The sequence below is a fragment of the Acuticoccus sp. I52.16.1 genome, from assembly GCF_022865125.1.
Taxonomy (GTDB): Bacteria; Pseudomonadota; Alphaproteobacteria; order Rhizobiales; family Amorphaceae; genus Acuticoccus.
In genome coordinates this window covers 3140721-3159864 of record NZ_CP094828.1, presented here as the reverse complement: position 1 = coordinate 3159864, position 19144 = coordinate 3140721, and the positions used below count along the sequence as shown (strand labels likewise).

Annotated in this window: 18 protein-coding genes; 10 read left to right on the top strand and 8 right to left on the bottom strand. The window is 69.8% G+C overall.

Going from position 1 to position 19144, the window contains the following annotated elements; translation table 11 throughout:
• Positions 1-18: 18 nt before the first annotated feature.
• Both MRB58_RS14355 and MRB58_RS14350 read left to right on the top strand, forming a co-directional pair.
• Positions 19-828 (top strand): enoyl-CoA hydratase, encoded by an 810-nt coding sequence (locus MRB58_RS14355; RefSeq protein WP_244777810.1) that lies wholly within the window; start codon positions 19-21, stop codon positions 826-828.
• A gap of 6 nt (positions 829-834) precedes the next feature.
• Positions 835-1455, top strand: coding sequence for a glutathione S-transferase family protein (locus tag MRB58_RS14350; RefSeq protein WP_244777809.1), 621 nt, complete (start codon positions 835-837; stop codon positions 1453-1455).
• Positions 1456-1510: 55 nt separating this feature from the next.
• Here MRB58_RS14350 and MRB58_RS14345 read toward each other — a convergent pair whose 3' ends face one another.
• A complete protein-coding gene (locus tag MRB58_RS14345; RefSeq protein WP_244777808.1) occupies positions 1511-2071 on the bottom strand; it encodes a hypothetical protein in 561 nt (186 codons plus the stop codon).
• An 88-nt stretch (positions 2072-2159) separates the two neighbouring features.
• On the opposite strand from MRB58_RS14345, the gene MRB58_RS14340 reads away from it, so the two are divergent.
• A complete protein-coding gene (locus tag MRB58_RS14340; protein ID WP_244781992.1) occupies positions 2160-2690 on the top strand; it encodes a CoA-binding protein in 531 nt (176 codons plus the stop codon).
• Positions 2691-2744: 54 nt separating this feature from the next.
• On the opposite strand, the gene MRB58_RS14335 is transcribed toward MRB58_RS14340, so the two are convergent.
• Both MRB58_RS14335 and ribB read right to left on the bottom strand, forming a co-directional pair.
• Positions 2745-3290, bottom strand: coding sequence for a hypothetical protein (locus MRB58_RS14335; protein ID WP_244777807.1), 546 nt, complete (start codon positions 3288-3290; stop codon positions 2745-2747).
• 7 nt (positions 3291-3297) lie between these two features.
• Positions 3298-4389, bottom strand: coding sequence for a 3,4-dihydroxy-2-butanone-4-phosphate synthase (gene ribB / locus MRB58_RS14330; protein WP_244781991.1), 1092 nt, complete (start codon positions 4387-4389; stop codon positions 3298-3300).
• Between the two features lie 182 nt (positions 4390-4571).
• On the opposite strand from ribB, the gene MRB58_RS14325 reads away from it, so the two are divergent.
• Entirely contained in the window at positions 4572-5183 is a 612-nt protein-coding gene (locus MRB58_RS14325; protein WP_244777806.1) for a LysE family translocator, read from the top strand.
• A 27-nt stretch (positions 5184-5210) separates the two neighbouring features.
• Here MRB58_RS14325 and aroC read toward each other — a convergent pair whose 3' ends face one another.
• Positions 5211-6296, bottom strand: a complete 1086-nt coding sequence (gene aroC, locus MRB58_RS14320; protein WP_244777805.1) for a chorismate synthase — start codon at positions 6294-6296, stop codon at positions 5211-5213.
• 223 nt (positions 6297-6519) lie between these two features.
• On the opposite strand from aroC, the gene MRB58_RS14315 reads away from it, so the two are divergent.
• The gene (locus MRB58_RS14315; RefSeq protein ID WP_244777804.1) at positions 6520-7071 is read left to right on the top strand and encodes a fasciclin domain-containing protein; all 552 of its coding nucleotides are present in this window, start codon (positions 6520-6522) and stop codon (positions 7069-7071) included.
• Positions 7072-7085: 14 nt separating this feature from the next.
• Here the strand turns inward: MRB58_RS14315 and MRB58_RS14310 are convergent, their stop codons facing one another.
• Both MRB58_RS14310 and fabI read right to left on the bottom strand, forming a co-directional pair.
• The gene (locus MRB58_RS14310) at positions 7086-7691 is read right to left on the bottom strand and encodes a histidine phosphatase family protein (protein ID WP_244777803.1); all 606 of its coding nucleotides are present in this window, start codon (positions 7689-7691) and stop codon (positions 7086-7088) included.
• Positions 7692-7701: 10 nt separating this feature from the next.
• The gene (gene fabI / locus MRB58_RS14305; protein WP_244777802.1) at positions 7702-8523 is read right to left on the bottom strand and encodes an enoyl-ACP reductase FabI; all 822 of its coding nucleotides are present in this window, start codon (positions 8521-8523) and stop codon (positions 7702-7704) included.
• A gap of 93 nt (positions 8524-8616) precedes the next feature.
• Here fabI and MRB58_RS14300 point away from each other — a divergent pair, with 93 nt between their 5' ends.
• Positions 8617-10062 (top strand): FAD-binding oxidoreductase, encoded by a 1446-nt coding sequence (locus MRB58_RS14300; RefSeq protein WP_244777801.1) that lies wholly within the window; start codon positions 8617-8619, stop codon positions 10060-10062.
• A 117-nt stretch (positions 10063-10179) separates the two neighbouring features.
• Here the strand turns inward: MRB58_RS14300 and MRB58_RS14295 are convergent, their stop codons facing one another.
• Both MRB58_RS14295 and MRB58_RS14290 read right to left on the bottom strand, forming a co-directional pair.
• Entirely contained in the window at positions 10180-10854 is a 675-nt protein-coding gene (locus tag MRB58_RS14295; protein ID WP_371747180.1) for an RlmE family RNA methyltransferase, read from the bottom strand.
• 91 nt (positions 10855-10945) lie between these two features.
• Complete coding sequence (locus tag MRB58_RS14290; protein ID WP_244777800.1) at positions 10946-12100, bottom strand: Ppx/GppA phosphatase family protein; 1155 nt, start codon at positions 12098-12100, stop codon at positions 10946-10948.
• Between the two features lie 425 nt (positions 12101-12525).
• On the opposite strand from MRB58_RS14290, the gene MRB58_RS14285 reads away from it, so the two are divergent.
• The 4 genes from MRB58_RS14285 to MRB58_RS14270 all read left to right on the top strand — a co-directional run bounded on the left by MRB58_RS14285 (position 12526) and on the right by MRB58_RS14270 (position 19136).
• Positions 12526-13674: a TAXI family TRAP transporter solute-binding subunit gene (locus tag MRB58_RS14285; RefSeq protein WP_244777799.1), complete on the top strand. Its 1149-nt coding sequence runs from the start codon at positions 12526-12528 to the stop codon at positions 13672-13674.
• A 141-nt stretch (positions 13675-13815) separates the two neighbouring features.
• Positions 13816-15816 (top strand): TRAP transporter fused permease subunit, encoded by a 2001-nt coding sequence (locus MRB58_RS14280; RefSeq protein ID WP_244777798.1) that lies wholly within the window; start codon positions 13816-13818, stop codon positions 15814-15816.
• Between the two features lie 53 nt (positions 15817-15869).
• A complete protein-coding gene (locus MRB58_RS14275; protein WP_244777797.1) occupies positions 15870-17945 on the top strand; it encodes a 3-hydroxyacyl-CoA dehydrogenase NAD-binding domain-containing protein in 2076 nt (691 codons plus the stop codon).
• Positions 17946-17948: 3 nt separating this feature from the next.
• On the top strand, positions 17949-19136 hold the full coding sequence (locus MRB58_RS14270) for an acyl-CoA dehydrogenase family protein (protein WP_244777796.1): 1188 nt from the start codon (positions 17949-17951) through the stop codon (positions 19134-19136).
• The last annotated feature ends 8 nt before the right edge of the window (positions 19137-19144 follow it).

Below are 19144 nucleotides of genomic sequence, written 5' to 3'. Positions count from 1 at the left end.
TGGCTGAAAGGTCCGACGATGAACGCTCCCCTAAGAGAGACGACAGTCGACGCGCCGCAGGTCCTCGTCACCGACGAGGGACGCGTGCGGCGCATCGTGCTCAATCGCCCCGCATCGCGCAATCTCCTGACACCGGAGATGATGACCGCCCTCAAGACCGCACTCGATGCGCCGGACGCGCGCGTCATCGTCATCGCCGGCGACGGTCCGGCCTTCTGCGCCGGGCACGACATGAAGGCGATGGCCCGCCATCACGGCGACGCGGACGGCGGCCGAGCCTTCTTCACCGCCCTCTTCAACCAATGCTCGGACATGATGCTGGCGATCGCGAGCGCGCCTCAGCCGGTGATCGCCGAGGTGCACGCCGTCGCGGTCGCGGCCGGCTGCCAGCTCGTCGCCGCGTGCGACCTCGCCGTCGCCGCCGATACCGCCCGGTTCGGCACCACCGGCGTCACCTTCGGGCTCTACTGCTCCACCCCGGCCGTCCCGCTGATGCGCACGGTGCCGGGCAAGCACGCCGCCGAACTGCTGATGACCGGGGACGTCGTCGACGCGGCGCGGGCCGAGCGGATCGGCCTCGTCAACCGCGTCGTACCGGCCGCGTCGCTGACCGCGGAGACGATGGCGCTCGCCGATCACATCGCCCGGAAGTCGGCCGCGGTACTCGCCATCGGCAAGCGCACCGCCGGCGCCCAGGCCGGCCTCCCCCTCCCCGAGGCCTACGCCCTCGCCACCCGGGCGATGGTCGACAACCTCCTCCTCGCCGACGGTCGCGAAGGGCTCGACGCCTTCGCCACCAAGCGGCCCGCCGACTGGCAGGACAAATAACCGATCATGCTGACCCTCTTCACGTCGCCGGGCTCCTGCGCCTTCGCCACGCACCTCGCGCTCGCCGAAGCGGGCGCCGACTATGCCATCCGCCGCGTCAAGATGGCCGAGAACGAGCAGCGCTCGCCCGAATATCTCGCGATCAATCCACTCGGCCGGGTGCCGGCCCTGGTCACGCCGGACGGCGTCCTGACCGAGACGCCGGCGCTCCTGATCTTCGTCGCCCAGAGCTACCCGACCGCTAAGCTCGCGCCGATGAACGACCCGGTCGCCCTCGCCAAGCTGCAATCGTTCAACAGCTACCTGGCGACCACCGTCCACGTTGCCCACGCGCATGGCCGGCGGGCCTACCGCTGGACCGACGACGAAGCCGCCATGGAGACGATGCGCGCCAAGGTGCCCCAGACGATGGCCGAGGCCTTCACCCTGGTGGAGAAGGCCCTCGAGGGGCCGTGGGTGATGGGCGAGCAGTTCACCGTGGCGGACGGCTATCTCTACACGCTCGGCCGCTGGCTGGAGATCGACAAGGTGGACACCGCGCAGTTCCCCAAGGTGATGGCGCACCGCGCGCGCATGAACGAGCGACCCGCCGTGCAACGCGCCCTCGCCGAAGAAAAGGCCGCCTGAGCCCGCGCGGGGCCGGCCGTCCCGCCTTCGGGCGGAGCGGCCGGCGGCGGTGGTGTCAGGCGGCGTGTGCGGACCCGTCGTCGTCATGGGCCGCACGCTCGGCCGCCGCCCGCGCGATGCTGCGCGTCTTGTAGGAGCCGATGTGCGCGCCGTCCACGTAGCACAGCCACAACCGGTAGCGCCCCGCGCCGGCCTCCATCATGTAGAGGCTGCGGCCGTTCAGCTCGCCGCGCCAGCCCCAGCGCTGGTCGATCCAATGGGCGTCGGCCGGGTCGGCTGTGAGGGTCCGCATCGACGGCTCGAAGTATTGCGGCGCGGCGAGCGCGGCGCGGCGCGGCGCGGCCAGCGACGGCGCGCGCAGGTCGCCCGGCGCGCGCATCGGCGCGAAGTGGCGTTGCAGGATCGTCAGCACCGCGAAGGCGAAGAACGCCGCGAAGCCCCACAGCACGTCCTGCACGATCACCCGTTCGGCAATGGCATCGAGCATCTGAACCAACGCGCTATCTTCCACTACGATGAAGGTGCGCGCCTCCACGTAGCGGACGAGCCGCACCCCCGCGTACGCCCAGAAGAAGACGCCGCCGGCAAATAGGACATAGCGAAACAGGGTCAGCACGATCGATGCTCCCGTCACCAAACTGCCCGTTGTGAATATGCTACAACGGAGCAACAACCTAAAATAGAGGAAATGTAGCGCATATATGTTGAACCACGACCGCTATGACGACGCGCTGATCGAGAATGTCCTCGCCAAGGTGAAGACCATCGCCATGGTCGGCGCGTCGGCCAATCTGACCCGCCCCTCGGCCTTCGTGCTGAAGTACCTCGTCGAGAAGGGCTACACGGTGATCCCGATCAACCCCGGCCACGCCGGGAAGACGATCCATGGCCAGACCGTGGTCGCCACGCTGGCCGACCTCACCGCCCCGGTCGACATGGTCGACGTCTTCCGCGGCTCGGACGCGGTGCCGGGCGTCGTCGACGAGGTGTTGCAGATGGAGACCGTGCCGCAGGTGCTGTGGCTACAGCTCGGCGTGCGCAACGACGAGGCCGCGGCCAAGGCCGAGGCCGCCGGCATCACGGTGATCCAGAACCGCTGCCCGAAGATCGAGTACGGCCGCCTGTCGGGCGAGATCGGTTGGGCGGGCGTCAACTCGAAGCGCATCTCGGCCAAGCGGCCGGCGCGGATGGAGGGCTTCCAGCGCCTCGGCATCGGCCAGAAAAACGGCGGCTGACGCCGGCCTCAGCCTGACCGGGATCTGGAGCAGACCGGGGCCGAGTGGGCGTCGCTATCCCGCAGCGGCGCGCAGCGCCTTCAGCCGCGCCTCGATGTCCTCCGGCTTCATCGCCAGCGGGTGCAGCGGCACGCGGATCTCGCCCGCCTTCAGGCGCGCGTTGCGGGAGGCGAACCGCTCGGCCAGCGGCACCCGGTCGGGCTGGACGATCGCCTCCGACAGGGGGCCGGAGGGCACGATCACCAGCGTGGAGAGCTGCATCGTGCGCAGCGCGTGGTACTCGATGCGCATGTCCGCCACCCGCTCCCACGGCAGGATGCCGAAGCGGGCGACATAGATGCCGTTGACGTCGGCGCCGAGCTGCGGCCGCTGCGTGTCGATCGTCGGCCGGAAGTAGGCGGCCGAGATCGTCCCCGCGAGGCTGATCAGCAGGAACACCGGCGCCGCGTTGATGAACGTCGCCAGCACGCCGATGATCGTCAGCACGCCGCCCCCGTAGACCATCATGTCGCCCATGTGCGCCCGGTAGCCGGTCGCGAAAGCGCGCGGCAGCTTGGGTTCGCGCTCGGGGCGGGGATGCTCTGGGGGGATTGCGTCCATGTCGCCGTCATCCATTCGCGGTGACTTGCTCCGTGGCGGTGATGGTGATGCCGAAGCCCTCGAGGCCCACATAATGCCGGTCCTGCGAGGCCAGCAGGCGGATCGAGCCGACGCCGAGATCCCGCAGGATCTGCGCGCCGAGGCCGATCTCGCGCCACTCGCGAACGCGGGCCTGGGCGCTGTCGTGAACCTCGTCCTTGTCGGCCATCGCGGCCGCCGCGGCGACGCCGACGCCGCCGTCGCGCAGGTAGACGAGCACGCCCCGACCCTCGGCCTGGAAACGCTCGAGCACGGCGCGCGGACCGGCCGGACCGAAGACGTCGTCGACCACATGCTCGCGCGTCAGCCGCACCGGGACATCCGCGCCGTCGCGAATGTCGCCCACGACCACTGCGAGGTGCTGCAGCGGGTCGAACGGGGTGCGATAGGTGAGGACGCGCGCCGGGCCGGACGGGAAGGTCCGCGTCTCGTCGAGGATGCGCTCGACCAACCGCTCGTGGCGCTGGCGCCAGGCGATGATGTCGTTCAGCGAGATCTGCACCAGGTTGTGCTTCTGGGCGAACTCGGAGACGGCGGCGCCGCGCATCACCGTGCCGTCGTCGTTGACCAACTCGGACAGGACGCCGACCGGGGCGACCCCGGTGAGGAGGCACAGGTCGATCGCCGCCTCGGTGTGGCCGGAGCGGATCAGCACCCCGCCCTCCCGCGCGATCAGCGGGAAGATGTGGCCCGGCCGCACGAAGTCCGCCGCACCGGAGTTGGGGTTGGCGAGCGCGCGCACGGTGTTGCAGCGCTCTTCGGCGGCAATGCCGGTGGTCAGCCCGTGCTTGACGTCGACCGACACGGTGAACGCGGTCGCGAGCGGGGCGTCATTGTCGGCCACCATGGGGGCGAGGGAGAGGCGGCGCGCCGAGTCGCGCGTCATCGGTGCGCAGATGATGCCGGAGGTGTGGCGGATCATGAACGCCAGCTTCTCCGGCGTCGCCAGCGAGGCGGCGCAGATGAGGTCGCCCTCGTTCTCCCGATCGTCGTCGTCGGTGACGACGACCAACTCACCGCGCTCGAACGCGCGCAACGCCGCGGCCATGCGGCCCGCCATGTCGCTCAACTGCGAACCTCCCCTTCCGGCCCCGCCAGGCGGGGCAAACATACACCGTCCGCTTAGACCACGCGGCGCCGCGACGCCACCACGCACTCCCCCTCGGGCGGGTGTGCCGGCGAGCAATTGCGAAAATCCGTCGCAGCCTTTATGCGGCGCACAGCCCCCTCGAGTGCTCCGCCATGAACTACGCGATCTTTCTGCCGGCCTGCTTCGCGCTCAATCTCGCGTTCGGCCCCAACAACCTGCTGGCCCTCACCCACGGCGCGCACCATGGCATCGGCTTCGCCATGCGCGCGGGGCTGGGGCGCATCCTGGTGTTCGTGCCGATGATCGCGCTGTCGGGCCTCGGCCTCGGCATCATCCTGTCGGCCTCGGCGGCCGCGTTCACGGCGCTGAAGTTCGCCGGTGCCGCCTACCTCGTGTGGATCGGCATCAAGATCGTGCGCAGCGCCCGCGCCCCGGCGCCGGATGCGGTGCCGCCGACGCTCACCACGCGCCAGGGCTTCCAACGCGAGGCGCTGACCGCGCTCAGCAATCCCAAGGCGATGCTGATCTTCGCGGCCTTCCTGCCGCAGTTCGTCCCGGCGGACGACTACGTCGCCGGCTACCTCGAGGTCGGCGCGATCTTCCTGGTGATGGAGTGGATCGTGCTGGGCTTCTACGCCGGGCTCGGCCATCTCGCGGCATCGTTCGCCGGCTCCAAGCTGCATCTCATGCAGCGCGCGTCGGGATACGGGATGATCGTCTTCGGCGCGCTGCTGGTCCTCGCCCGCCGGCCCGGCGCGGCGTAGCGGACGCACCGGAACCGGCGCCGCGGATCAGCCGATCTGGCCGCGGTGGCGCAGGAAGTGGTCGGCCAGCACGATCGCCATCATCGCCTCGCCCACCGGCACCGCGCGGATGCCCACGCACGGGTCGTGCCGGCCGGTGGTCGCGACGTCGACCTCCTCGCCGCCACGCGTGACCGAGCGGCGCGGGGTGCGGATGGACGACGTCGGCTTCACCGCGAAGCGCGCCACCACGGGCGCCCCGTTGGAGATGCCGCCCAGGATGCCGCCGGCGTGGTTGGAGAGGAACACCGGCCCGGCGTTGCCGCCGTCCTCGCGCAGGCGCATCTCGTCGGCGTTCTCCTCGCCGGTGAGACGCGCGGCCTCGAACCCGTCGCCGATCTCGACGCCTTTGACCGCGTTGATCGACATCATCGCCGCCGCGAGGTCCCCGTCGAGCTTGCCGTAGAGCGGCGCGCCCCAGCCGGGCGGCACCCCCTCGGCGACGATCTCCACCACCGCGCCGAGCGACGAGCCGGCCTTCCTCACCTCGTCGAGCCGGGTCGCCCAGCGCTCGGCCGCGGCGGCGTCGGGGCTGAAGAAGTCGTTCCGGTCGACGATCGAGAAGTCGCGCCCCGCGGCCTTGTCGCCGCCCATCTCCACCAGCGCGCCGCGGATGGCGACCTGCGGGATCACCGCACGGGCGATCGCGCCCGCCGCCACGCGCACGGCGGTCTCGCGCGCCGAGGAGCGCCCGCCGCCGCGATAGTCGCGGATGCCGTACTTGGCGTCGTAGGTGTAGTCCGCGTGACCGGGGCGGTAGCGGTCGGCGATCTTGGAGTAGTCCTTCGAGCGCTGGTCGACGTTCTCGATATAGATCGCGATCGGCGTGCCGGTGGTCAACAGCCCGTCCTCGGTCTCCATCACGCCGGACTTCAGCTCCACCGTGTCCGGCTCGCGCCGCTGCGTGGTGTGGCGGCTCTGGCCGGGCCGGCGGCGGTCCATGTAGCCCTGGATGGTCGCCAGATCGAGGCGGATCCCCGGAGGACACCCGTCGACGATGCCGCCGATCGCGGGCCCGTGGCTCTCGCCGAAGGTGGTGACGCGGAAGAGGTGGCCGAAGGTGTTGTGGCTCATGACGTCCTTGGATCTCGGCGCGGCCGGAACCGCGGGCGCGCTGGCGTCATAAGCCCACCGCGCCGCCGCTGCCAAGGGTGTCGCGCCACCCGCGCCCGCCCCCCGCCCGCAGCGCCGCAAAGAAAAAATCGCACATCATCTCATCCGAAAAACAAATGTGCGCGTAATTGGGAATAGGCGCTCGAAAAACCGGGCGCACATCGAGGACCCAGGGAGAACATCCATGTCACTCAAGGCAAAGTTCATCGGCGGCCTCGCCGCCGTTGCTATCGGCGGCTGCGCGATGACTGCGCAAGCACAGACGATCCCGAAGGTCGGCGGCGCGCCGATGTATCCGGACAAGCCGATCGCGCAGAATGCTTCGCAGGCCCCGAACCTGACCACGCTCGTCGCCGCCGTGAAGGCCGCCGGGCTGGTCGACACTCTCGCCGGCCCCGGCCCCTTCACCGTCTTCGCGCCGACCAACGCCGCCTTCGAGGCGCTGCCGCCCGGCACGGTCGAAACGCTGCTGAAGCCGGAGAACCGCGACAAGCTGACCGCGATCCTCACCTATCACGTCGTCCCCGGAACCATGTCGGCCGGCGACCTCGCCAGCCAGGCCGGCCGCAGCCCGGACGATCTCGCCAACCTCAGCACCGTCGAGGGCGGACCGGTCAGCGTGAAGGGCACGCGGATCTACGACGAGAGCGGCCACATGCACCGCATCGTCCAGACCGACGTGTTCCAGTCGAACGGCGTCGTCCACGTCATCGACGGTGTGCTGCTGCCGAAGTAGCGCCGGGAGGGCGGTCAGACGGTGCGGACGGCGCCGTCGCCCTCAAACACGAACACCTTGTCCTGCGGCACCGGGAGGCTCGGCACCTCGTGCCAAGGCGTGCCGCAGAGATGGCCGAACAACACGCGGTGGACGCCGCCATGGGTGACGGCGATCGTGTCGCGCTCCAGCGTCTCCAGCCACGCGCCGACCCGCTCGGCGAGTTCGGCGTAGGTTTCACCGCCGGGCGGGCGGAAGCTCCACTTGTCCTTCTTGCGCGCGCGGACCAGCGCCTCGCGGCCGTCCTCGCGCAGCTCCTGGTAGGTGAAGCCGGCCCACTCGCCGAAGCTCACCTCCTTCAGGCGGTCGTCCGTCGCCCACGCGCCGCCGAGGCCCAGCTCGTCGCGAATCCGGTTCATCGTCTCGCGCGAGCGGCCGAGCGGGGAGGAGACGAACGCGAAGTGGTCCGGCGCGATGCCTTCGCCGTCCAGCCAGGCCTTCAGCCGGCGCCCGTTCTCGTTCGCCTGCCCCTGGCCGACGGCGTTGATCGGAATGTCGAGCTGGCCCTGCAGGCGGCCGGCGACGTTCCAGTCCGTCTGCCCATGGCGGACGTGGATGAGGCGGACGCCGTCCGGCAACATGGAAATGACCTCAGCTCTCCGAGACGGCCTTGGTGATGTCCGGCGCGTCCACCGCCTTCATGCCGACGACATGGTAGCCGGAATCGACGTGGTGGACCTCGCCGGTCACCCCGCGCGAGAGCGGCGAGAGCAGGTAGGCCGCCGCCCCGCCGACGTCCTCGATCGAGACGGTCTTGCGCATCGGCGCGTTGAACTCGTTCCACTTCAGAATATAGCGGAAGTCGCCGATGCCGGACGCCGCCAGCGTCTTGATCGGGCCGGCCGAGAGCGCGTTGACGCGGATGCCGACGGGGCCGAGATCCGCCGCGAGGTACTTCACCGACGCCTCCAGCGCGGCCTTGGCGACACCCATCACGTTATAGTGCGGCATCACCTTTTCGGCACCGTAATAGGTCAGGGTCAGCATGGAGCCGCCGTCGTTCATCAGCGGCTCGGCGCGGCGCGCGATGTCGGTGAACGAGTAGCAGGAGATGAAGAGCGAGTTTTTGAAATTCTCGGCGCTGGTCTCGATATAGCGGCCGGTCAGCTCGTTCTTGTCGGAGAATGCGATGGCGTGAACGAGGAAGTCGATCGACCCCCACTCGTTCTTCACGGTGTCGAAAACGGCGTCCATCGAGGTGGGGTCCGTCACGTCGAGGTGGCCGAACACCTTGGCGTCGAGCGACTGAGCCAGCGGCTCGACGCGCTTCTTCAGCGCCTCCCCCTGGTAAGTCAGCGCCAATTCCGCGCCCTGTTGGCGCGCCGCCTGGGCAATGCCCCAGGCGATGGACATCTTGTTCGCGACCCCGAAAATCAGTCCGCGTTTACCCGCGAGAATGCCGGAGCCGTTCATTAGGAGTGCCTTTGGGTCGTAAGATGCGGACAAGTCCGAGAAGGACGTCCTACATAAAGGCGCCCCTCAGGCCAAGCAAGCGGAGCCGATACAATGTCCGATGTCTCAACCGAAACACGGCCCAGCGCCCTCGGCGCGTTTCGGGACGCCATCGTCGCCGAGCTCGGCCCGGACGCGTTGCTGGACGACCCGGCGCGCATGGCCCCCTATCAGACGGAGTGGCGCAACCTCTATCAGGGCAAGGCGCCCTTCGTGCTGCGGCCGCGCGACACCGATCAGGTCTCCGCCATCATGCGCCTGGCCGCGCGGCACGCGGTGCCGATCGTCCCGCAAGGCGGCAACACCGGTCTCGTCGGCGGCCAGATCCCGCGCGAGGGCGAGGTCGTCCTGTCGCTCGACCGGATGACGGCGATCGAGCCGGTCAACGTCGCGGGTACGTGCGTCACGGTCTCGGCCGGGGCGATCCTCTCCGAGGTGCACGACGCGGCGGACGCGGCGGGGCTGATGTTTCCGCTGTCGCTCGCCTCGAAGGGCTCGGCGCGGATCGGCGGGCTGATCTCCACCAACGCCGGCGGCGTCGGCGTGCTCGCCTACGGCAACATGCGCAACCAGGTGCTGGGGCTGGAGGTGGTGCTGCCGGACGGCCGCGTCTGGAACGGATTGCGCGCGCTGCACAAGGACAATGTCGGCTACGACCTGAAACATCTCTTCATCGGCGCGGAGGGGACGCTCGGCGTCGTCACCCGCGCGGTGCTGAAGCTCGTGCCCAAGCCGCACGCACTGGACGTGGCGATGGTCGGCGTCGCCTCCCCGGCCGACGCGCTCGCGCTGCTGGGCCAGGTCCGCGGTGCGCTGGGCGACGCGCTCACCGGCTTCGAGCTGATCCCGCGGATCGGCCTCGAGATCGTCGCCCGCCACCGCCCGGAGACGCGCCAACCGTTCGCCGAGACCCCCGAGTGGGCCGTCCTGATCGAGGCGTCGACCTTCCTGCCCGAGCGGCCGATGCGCGACGTCCTGGAGCAGGTCTTGATGCGCGCCTACGAGCAGGGGCTGGTGTCGGACGCGGTGGTCTCGCAATCGCTCGGCGAGGCGCGGGAGCTCTGGCAGATCCGCGAGCTGATGAGCGAGTCGCAATCCGTGCTCGGCGGCTCGATCAAGCATGACGTGTCGGTGCCGGTGGCGGACGTGCCGGCGTTCCTGACCGAGGCGACGGCGGCGGCCCTCTCGGTGGTGCCGGCGGCACGGCCGGTGGCGTTCGGACACCTGGGCGACGGCAACATCCACTACAACCTTTCCCAGCCCGAGGGAGCCGACAAGGCCGGGTTCCTGGCCCGCTGGGAGGAGGTCAACGAGGCGGTGCACGCCGTGGTGCGTCGCTACGGCGGCTCGATCGCCGCCGAGCACGGTGTCGGCGTCATGAAACGCGCCCTCCTCCCCTCGGTCCGCGACGAGGTCGAGCTCGCCATGATGCGGGCGGTGAAAGACGCGTTCGATCCCGACGACCTGATGAACCCCGGCCGCCTCCTCCCTGACCGCTGACGCGCCACCCGCCGAGGCCGCCCGTCCCTTCACGGGGCAGGGCGGCTCCCAGGGTGGCCGTTCACGCGTGGTGCCAGAGCCCCCGCGGGTGTGGCCGCACCGAAGGGCCGGGCGGGCCTAGAGGTCGCCCCCATCGTCCGCGTCCTCGCGCGGGCCGCCGCGGAAACCGGTGGCGAGGACGTAGGTTTCCGGCGAGGCGGGTCGGGAGGCCGGCGGCTTGACGTGGCGCACGCTGCGGAAATCGCGGCGCAGCGCGACGAGCAACTCCCCCTCGGCACCGCCCTGGTAGACCTTGGCGAGGAAGGTGCCGCCCGGCGCCAGGGTACGGCAGGCGAAATCGTAGGCCAGCTCGGCGAGGCCGACGATGCGCAGATGGTCCGTCGCGCGGTGACCGGTGGTCTCGGGCGCGAGGTCGGAGAGGACGACGTCGGGCCGGCGACCGTCGAGCGCTTCGATCAGGCGGTCGGGCGCGCTGTCCTCGCTGAAGTCCTGGTGCAGGAAGGTGACGCCCTCGATATGGTCCATCGGCAGAATGTCGATGGCGACGATGGGTTTGGCGCGGCTCGACTTGGCGCGCTCGCCGGCGACCTGGCTCCAACCGCCCGGCGCCGCGCCGAGGTCCACCACCACCCGCCCCGGCTTCAGGATGGAGAAGCGGTCGTCGATCTCGATCAGCTTGTAGGCGGCGCGCGAGCGGTATCCGGCGGCGCGCGCCTTCTGGACGTAAGGATCGTTCAGCTGGCGCTGGATCCAGAGGGTGGACGAGAGCTTCCGCCCACGCGCCGTCTTCACGCGTTGGTTCAGCGTGCGTTCGCCGCCGCCCCCGCCCGAGCCCGGACGCTTGCCGCCGCCCTTCGCGGGCGGCCCTTTGCCTTTCGACACGTCAGGCGAGCGTCGGCACGGCGCCCATCGCGGACACGCGCTGGCGGCGGGAGCGATGTCGCGCCAGGCGGTCGTGTTCGATCAGCTCCATGAGCATTCCTTCGCGCAATCCCCGGTCCGCCACACGCAGCCGCTCGCACGGCCAACGCTGACGGATCGCTTCTAGGATGGCGCAGCCCGCCAGCACAAGGTCCGCCCGGTCCGCGCCGATGCACGGATTGGCGACCCGCTCGTTGAAATCCATCGACAGGAGCTGGGCGATCAGCGTGTCGATCTGTTGATGGTCGAGCCAGGTGCCGTCGACCTGGCGGCGGTCGTAGCGCTTCAGCCCCAGGAAGAGGCCGGCGAGGGTGGTCACGGTGCCGGACGTGCCGAGGAGGTGGATCTTGCCGCGGGCGACTGCCTCGGCCAGCACGCCGCGCGGGTCGATACGCTCCAGCATCTGGCGCACGTCGGCGACCATGTCGGCGAAGACGTGCTCGTCGACCTCGGTGCCGCCGTGCCGCTCGGCCAGCGTCACCACGCCCACCGGAAGCGACGTCCAGGCGCGAATGCAGCGCACCAGGGCCGTGCCGGAGAGGCGGTAGCGGCTGGTGAGGTCGATCCAGACGATCTCGGACGAGCCGCCGCCGATGTCGAACAGGAGGACGCCCTCGGCGTCGTCGTCGATCAGGGGCGCGCAGCCGGCGACGGCGAGACGCGCCTCGGTCTCACGGTCGACCACCTCGATCTCGAGGCCGGTCTCGGCGCGAATCCGAGTGGTGAAGGCGGCGCCGTTGCGGGCGGCACGGCACGCTTCGGTGGCGACGAGGCGGGCGGAGCTGACCTCGGCGAGGTCCAGCTTGTCGGCACAGACCTTGAGGGCGGCGATGGCGCGATCCATCGCCGCATCCGAGAGGACACCGTCGCTGGAGAGCCGCTCGCCGAGGCGCACGATGCGGGAGAACCCGTCGACCACGCGGAAGCCGGAGCCGCGTGCTTCGGCGATCAGGAGGCGGCAGTTATTGGTCCCGAGGTCGAGCGCGGCGTAGCGGCGGGCGCGGGCGGCGCTGCCCCGCTCGGCGATCGGAAAAGGCCGTCGGAAACCGCGGGACTCGCCGTCGAAACCGGCGGCGCGGCTGGCAAAATCGCCTTGTGGATCGCCTTGGACGCTCATCTGGCCTCCTGCCTACAGTGTCGCGGTTACCGCCCTGCCTCCTCCGGCTCCGGTCCGGGTCTCTTCATATGGTGCCGATCCTTTGCCGGCTTGCAGCAGCGTAACAAGAACCGACCCATTCGCAAATGCCTCCCATTTGAGCCGACCGGAAATCTGCCGCGAGATTCGGCACCGTGCGGGCCGGTTGCCTCGTGTCTGGATCGGTCGTCCCGGACCGCCGGAAGGGGTCCGCGCAGGCCGGAGTGCAGCAGCCGAAGGTTGGTTCAGCAAACCTTGACTTTCGTCGTAGGCGGCTGACAAAATCCGCCATGCGGAATGATATTCCGCGAAAATGCGTTGCCACAACTTTGAGCAGCCGCGCGAAAGATGCGGGTGGCAGCGAACAACATAAGGCGCGAGCCGCGCCATCGGACCGGAGGAACGACATGCAACTTCGCCTCAGCGCCGCGGTATGCGCGCTGGCCTTGGCCGCCTCGGCCCACGCGCCGGCCTTCGCCCAGGACCTCGATCTGCCGCGCCAGCTCGCCTGGACCGCGTACGATACGGGCTCGGCCGGCTACAACCAGGCCGTCGCCATCGGCGCCGCACTGCAGGACGCGGGCGGAGTGAACCTGCGCGTGCTGCCCGGCAAGAACGACATCTCGCGCACCGAGCCGCTGCGGCGCGGGCGGGTGCAGTTCTCCGCGACCGGCGTCGGCGGCTCCTTCATGGCGCAGGAAGGCGTGTTCGAGTTCGGCGAGGCCAACTGGGGGCCGCAGCCGGTCCGCGTGCTGGCGGCCAACAACGGTGGCGCAATCAACCTCTCCGTCGGCGTCGCGGCCGACGAGGGGATCGAGACCTATGCCGACCTCGCGGGCAAGCGGGTGGCCTGGGTCGTCGGCGCGCCGGCGCTCAACGTCAACGTCGAGGCCTACCTCGCCTATGGCGGCCTCACCTGGGACGACGTGGAGCGGGTCGAGTTCGGCGGCTTCGGCGCCTCGTGGCGCGGGCTGATCGAGGATCAGGTCGACGCGGTGTTCGCCTCGACCAACTCCGGCATGGCCTACGAGGCGGCGACCGGCCCGCGCGGCCTGTTCTGGCCGCCGATCGACCCGGACGATACCGCCGCGCTCGACCGGATGAAGGCGATCGCGCCCTTCTTCACCCCCAACCTCGCCACCGTCGGCGCCGACATCGACGGCACGGACGGCTACCAGGGCGCCGGCTATGCCTACCCGGTGCTGACGGCGATGGCCGAGCAGGACGAAGACCTCGTCTACAACATGACGAAGGCGATGTTCGACCTCTACCCCGAGTACAAAGGCAAGGCGCCGGGCATCAACGGCTGGGCGCTGGAGTTCCAGGACTTCGAGTGGGTGGCGCCGTACCATGACGGGGCGATCCGCTACTACAAGGAAGCCGGCGTGTGGACCGACGCCGCGCAGGCCCACAACGACGAGTTGGTCGCCCGGCAGAAGGCTCTCGCCGCCGCCTGGGAGGCTTTGAAGGCCGAGAACCCGGACAATTGGGAGGAGGCCTGGGCCGAGGCGCGGCGCAAGGCGCTGAAGGACGGCGGCTTCAAGGTCTTCTTCTGACCCTGCCGTCGCGGCGCGCGGGGGCGACCCTGCGGGCGCCGCCTGCATCTTCGTGCGGAGGCGGCCCCGGCCGCCCTCGCCGTGCGGCAGACCCCCGCGGACGGGGGCGCCTCGAACGGCCCTCATTCGAGTGAGACACCCTTGACCAGCGCCTCCCCTCCCGGCGACCCCGCATCCGGCCCCACTGCCCCGCCGCCGGCCGACATCGGTCCGATCGACCCGACCGAGACCTTCCACGGCGCGGCGCGCCTGGTGATGCTGGTCGCCACCGTCTCGGGCGTGGCGCTGGTGGTCTACCAGCTCTTCAACTTCAAATTCCTCGGCGTCATCATCGAGGGGCGCTACCTCTACGCGCTCGGCGGCCTCTTCCTCGCCATCGCCTTCGTCGTCTTCCGGGGAGACGGCTTCAAGGGCGGTAAGGTGCCGCTCGTCGACTGGGCGCTCGTCGCCGCGAGCGTCGCCACGGGCCTCTACCTCGTCGCCACCGCCGGCCAGAACCTGTCCGAGGCGTGGGAGTTCGCCGCGCCCCCGGTGGCGCAGTGGGTGGCGGTGGTCTTCGTGGTGCTGGTGGTGGAGGCGACGCGGCGCGCGGGCGGCTGGGTGCTCTTCACCATCGTCAGCATCTTCGCGCTCTACCCGATGTTCGCGTCCTACGTGCCGGACCCGTTCTCCGGCTTCCAGAGCCCGCCGCTGGAGGCGATCGCCTACCACGTCTATTCGTCGGAGAGCGCGTTCGGCATCCCGATGAAGGCGTTCGGCGGGCTCGTCATCGGCTTCATCGTGTTCGGCGCGGTGCTGCAACGCACCGGCGGCGGGCAGTTCTTCAACGACCTCGCGATGGCGCTGGTCGGCCAGTACCGCGGCGGCGCCGCCAAGGTCTCGATCTTCGCTTCGGGTTTCATGGGGTCGATGTCGGGTTCGGTGATCTCCAACGTTCTGACCACCGGCGCCGTCTCCATCCCGGCCATGAAGAAGACCGGCTTCTCGGCCAACACCGCCGCCGCCACGGAGGCGTGCGCGTCCACCGGCGGGGTGCTGATGCCGCCGATCATGGGCGCCACCGCCTTCGTCATGGCCTCGTTCCTGTCACGCCCCTACGTCGACATCGCGGTCGCGGCGGCCATCCCCTCACTCCTCTTTTATTTCGGCCTCTTCACGCAGATCGACGCCTACTCCGCGCGCCGCGGCCTCAAGGGCATCCCGCGTCCGGACCTGCCGCGCCTCGCCGCGACGCTGCGCGAGGGCTGGCTCTATATCGGCGTCTTCGCGCTGCTCATCTTCATGATGCTGGTGCTGCGGATGGAGACGGCGGCCCCCTTCTATTCCACGCTGCTGCTCCTGGTGGTGAACCAGATCCTCCCCAAGCACCGGCTCTCGTGGGAGGGGATGAAGAACCTCATCGTCGGCGTCGGCGCGGCGCTCGCCGAGCTGGTCGCGATCCTGCTCGGCGTCGGTCTCATAGTCGGCGCCTTCTCGGCGACGGGCCTCGCCGGAACGCTCGTCAACGAGCTGGTCTTCATCGCCGGCGACAACACCTTCGTGCTGCTCCTGATGGGCGCGGCCACCGCCTTCGTCTTCGGCATGGGGATGACGGTGACGGCCTGCTACATCTTCCTCGCCGTCGTGCTGGCGCCGGCGCTGGAGCAGGGCGGGCTTAACGTCCTCGCCGTGCACCTCTTCATCCTCTACTGGGGCATGGTCAGCTACATCACCCCGCCGGTGGCGCTCGGCGCCTTCACCGCCGCGACGCTCGCCAAGGGCAACGCCATGAAGGCGGGGCTGGAGGCGATGCGCCTCGGCAGCGTCATCTACATCATCCCGTTCTTCTTCGTCCTCAACCCGGCCCTGATCGGCGAGGGCTCGACGGTCGACGTGATCGTCACGCTGATCACGGCGTTGGTGGGCGTGGCGTTTATTTCCATGGCATTACAGGGATATGTGAGTTTCGCCGGTCCCCTGCTCGGGCTCGACGGCGCGGCGATGCGGCTCCTGCTCTTCGTGGGCGGGCTGTTCTTCGCGGTGCCGGCGATCCCGGCGCTCGGGCTCGGCCATATCGAGCTGTCGGCGATCGGGCTGGCGCTCTCCATCCTGCCGATCCTGCGCGCGCGGCAGGCCGGGCACCTGCGCCGGGCGATCGCGTGATCCATCTGTCGGCCGCCCCCGCGTGGCCGCCCCATCAACCTGGACGATCCACCATGAGCGAAACCGCCGTCATCATCGAACGCGAAGGCCCGGTCGGCCTCATCGGCTTCGACAACCCGCCGGTCAACGCCGCCTCGCACGCGCTGCGCGTCGGTCTGAAGGAGGGGATCGACGCGTTCGCGGCGGATGCGGGCGTGAAGGTGATCGCGCTCTACGGCGTCGGCCGCTCGTTCGTCGCCGGGGCGGATATCCGCGAGTTCGGCAAGGGCCGCAAGGAGCCGCTGCTCAACGCGCTGATCACCGAAATCGAGGCGCTGGACAAGCCGGTCGTCGCCATCTGCCACGGCTACGCGCTGGGCGGCGGGCTGGAGCTGGCACTCGGCTGCCACACGCGGGTCGCCATCGCCGGGCTGACGGTCGGCTTTCCGGAGGTGGACCTCGGGCTCCTTCCGGGCGCGGGCGGCACGCAGCGCATGCCGCGCCTCACCGGCGTCACCGCCGCGCTCGACCTGATCCCGACCGGCAAGCGCATCAAGGCCGACGAGGCGGTCGCGCTCGGCCTCTTCGACACGCTGACCGACGGCGACCCGCGTACCGTCGCCGTCGCCTCCGGCCAGGCCGTCATCGACGGCACGCTGGCGACGCGCCGCACCTGCGACCTGTCGGTCGACGTCGACCCGGAGGTGATCGCCGCGGCGAAGGCCAAGGCGGCGGCGAAGGGCAAACTCGTCGCGCCGATGAAGGCGATCGAGGCGGTCGCCGCCGCCCGCCTTCCCATCGCCGAGGGCCTCGCCGAGGAGGTGCGGCTCTTCCAGGAATGCCTCGCCCACCCGCAGCGCGCCGCCCTCGTCCACGCCTTCTTCGCCGAGCGCGCGGTCGCCAAGATCCCCGAGAAGGACGCAACGCCGCGCGAGGTGGCGAGCCTCGCGGTGATCGGCGGCGGCACGATGGGTTCCGGCATCGCCACCGCCGCGCTGATCGCGGGCCTGCCGGTCACGCTGATGGAGGTCAGCGACGAGGCGCTGGCGCGCGGCCGCGGCACCATCGAGAAGAACCTCGCCGGCGCGCTGAAGCGGCGCAAGCTGACCGAGGAGAAGCATGATGCCGCCCTCGCCCGGCTGACCACCACGACCGCGGTCGACGCCCTCGCCGGCGCCGACCTCGTGATCGAGGCCGTGTTCGAGGACATGGACGTCAAGAAGGAGATCTTCCGCAAGCTCGACGCCGTGATGGAGCCGGGCGCGGTCCTCGCGTCGAACACGTCCTACCTCGACATCGACGCCATCGCCGCCGAGACCGGGCGGCCGGCGGACGTCCTCGGCCTGCACTTCTTCTCGCCCGCGCACATCATGCGCCTCCTCGAGATCGTCGTCGCCGAGAAGACCGCGCCGGAGGTGGTCGCCACCGGCTTCGCGCTGGCCAAGCGGCTCGGCAAGGTCGGCGTGCGGGCGGGGGTGTGCGACGGGTTCATCGGCAACCGCATCCTGTCACACTATCGCAAGGTGGCGGACTATCTGGTGATGGACGGCGCCAGTCCGCAGGAGATCGACTCCGCGCTGGAGGACTTCGGCTTCGCGATGGGCCCCTTCGCGGTCGCCGACCTCGCCGGCCTCGACATCGGCATGATGACGCGCAAGCGCCTCGCCCCGACGCGCGACCCGCGCGAGCGCTACGTTCCCATCGCCGACCGCATCTGCGAGCGCGGCTGGTTCGGGCGCAAGACCGGCCAGGGCTACTACCTCTACGGCGACCGCGAGGGGCCCAACCCGGCCGTCGCCGGCATCATCGAAGAGGAGCGTGCCGAGGCCGGCATCACCCCCCGCGAGATCACCGACGACGAGATCGTCGAGCGGTACATGACCGCGATGATCGCGGAAGGGGCGCGCGTGCTGGAGGATGGCATCGCGCAGCGGCCGGTCGACATCGATGCGGTCTTCCTGTTCGGCTACGGCTTCCCGCGCTTCCGCGGCGGGCCGATGTTCTATGCCGACACCATCGGCGCCGCGGAGCTCGTCCGCCGGATCGAGACCTACGCCGAGGACGACGCCTTCTTCTGGCGCGTGCCCCCGCTGCTGGCCCGGATGGCCGCCGACGGGACGACGTTCGCCGACCTCGACGAAAGGGCCTGAGCGATGGACCTGTCCTTCACCCCCGAGGAAGAGGCGTTCCGCGAGGAAGTGCGCGCCTTCCTCGCCCACAAGCTGCCGCAGGACATCGCCGACAAGGTGAAGACCGGCAAGACCTTGACCAAGGACGACCACGAACGCTGGCAGCGGGTGCTCGAAGAGCGGCACTGGTACGCCACCACCTGGCCGAAGGAGGCAGGCGGCCCCGGCTGGACCCCGGTCGAGCGGCACATCTTCGACGAGGAGACGGCGATGGCGCACGCGCCGCGCATCGTCTCCTTCGGCGTCCACATGCTGGGCCCGGTGCTGCTGAAATTCGGCACCGAGGCGCAGAAGGCCCACTACCTGCCGCGCATCCTCGACCAGACCGACTGGTGGTGCCAGGGCTATTCCGAGCCCGGCGCCGGCTCCGACCTCGCCTCGCTCAAGACGCGCGCGGTGAAGGACGGCGACGCCTACGTCATCAACGGGCAGAAGACGTGGACGACGCTCGGCCAGCATGCCGACCACATCTTCTGCCTGGTGCGCACCGATCCGGACGTGAAGCCGCAGGCCGGCATCAGCTTCATTCTGGTGGACATGGCGACGCCGGGCATCGAGGTGCGGCCGATCAAGCTGATCGAGGGTGGGCACGAGGTGAACGAGGTGTTCTTCACCGACGTTCGCGTGCCGGCCGAAAACCTCGTCGGCGAGGAGAACAAGGGCTGGACGGTCGCCAAGTACCTCCTCACCCACGAGCGGACGGGGATCGCCGGCGTCGGCTTCTCCAACGAGGCGCTGACGCGGCTGAAGGCGCTCGCCCGCGAGCAGCGGCGCGGCGGCAAGCGGCTGATCGACAACCCGCTCTTCGCCGCTCGCCTTTGCGAGATCGAGATCGACCTCGAGGCCATGAAGGTGACCAACCTGCGGCTCCTCTACGAGGCGCAGAAGAACGGTGCACCGGGGCCGGAGACCTCGATGATGAAGATCAAGGGCACGGTGATCCGCCAGGCGCTGAACGACCTCTCGCGTCGCGCGCTGGGGCCGGCGGCGGCGCCGTTTCCCTCGGAGGATCTGGAGGGCAACGCCGCGCTGGTGGCGCCGGAACACGCGCACGCGGCGGCGAGCTACTTCAACAACCGCAAGCTCTCGATCTTCGGCGGATCCAACGAGATCCAGCGCAATATTCTGACCAAAACCGTGCTCGGGCTCTGAAGAGGACG

What these genes read in the sequence shown, in the direction of transcription:
- MRB58_RS14310 (WP_244777803.1), bottom strand. Translation starts at nt 7,691, where the DNA reads ATGTTGCCGGACGGCGTCCGCCTCATCCACGTCCGCCATGGGCAGACG.
- MRB58_RS14300 (WP_244777801.1), top strand. Translation starts at nt 8,617, where the DNA reads ATGTCCGATGTCTCAACCGAAACACGGCCCAGCGCCCTCGGCGCGTTT.
- MRB58_RS14355 (WP_244777810.1), top strand. Translation starts at nt 19, where the DNA reads ATGAACGCTCCCCTAAGAGAGACGACAGTCGACGCGCCGCAGGTCCTC.
- aroC (WP_244777805.1), bottom strand. Translation starts at nt 6,296, where the DNA reads ATGAGCCACAACACCTTCGGCCACCTCTTCCGCGTCACCACCTTCGGC.
- MRB58_RS14335 (WP_244777807.1), bottom strand. Translation starts at nt 3,290, where the DNA reads ATGGACGCAATCCCCCCAGAGCATCCCCGCCCCGAGCGCGAACCCAAG.
- MRB58_RS14315 (WP_244777804.1), top strand. Translation starts at nt 6,520, where the DNA reads ATGTCACTCAAGGCAAAGTTCATCGGCGGCCTCGCCGCCGTTGCTATC.
- ribB (WP_244781991.1), bottom strand. Translation starts at nt 4,389, where the DNA reads ATGGCGGGCCGCATGGCCGCGGCGTTGCGCGCGTTCGAGCGCGGTGAG.
- MRB58_RS14270 (WP_244777796.1), top strand. Translation starts at nt 17,949, where the DNA reads ATGGACCTGTCCTTCACCCCCGAGGAAGAGGCGTTCCGCGAGGAAGTG.
- MRB58_RS14350 (WP_244777809.1), top strand. Translation starts at nt 835, where the DNA reads ATGCTGACCCTCTTCACGTCGCCGGGCTCCTGCGCCTTCGCCACGCAC.
- MRB58_RS14285 (WP_244777799.1), top strand. Translation starts at nt 12,526, where the DNA reads ATGCAACTTCGCCTCAGCGCCGCGGTATGCGCGCTGGCCTTGGCCGCC.
- MRB58_RS14275 (WP_244777797.1), top strand. Translation starts at nt 15,870, where the DNA reads ATGAGCGAAACCGCCGTCATCATCGAACGCGAAGGCCCGGTCGGCCTC.
- MRB58_RS14290 (WP_244777800.1), bottom strand. Translation starts at nt 12,100, where the DNA reads ATGAGCGTCCAAGGCGATCCACAAGGCGATTTTGCCAGCCGCGCCGCC.
- MRB58_RS14325 (WP_244777806.1), top strand. Translation starts at nt 4,572, where the DNA reads ATGAACTACGCGATCTTTCTGCCGGCCTGCTTCGCGCTCAATCTCGCG.
- fabI (WP_244777802.1), bottom strand. Translation starts at nt 8,523, where the DNA reads ATGAACGGCTCCGGCATTCTCGCGGGTAAACGCGGACTGATTTTCGGG.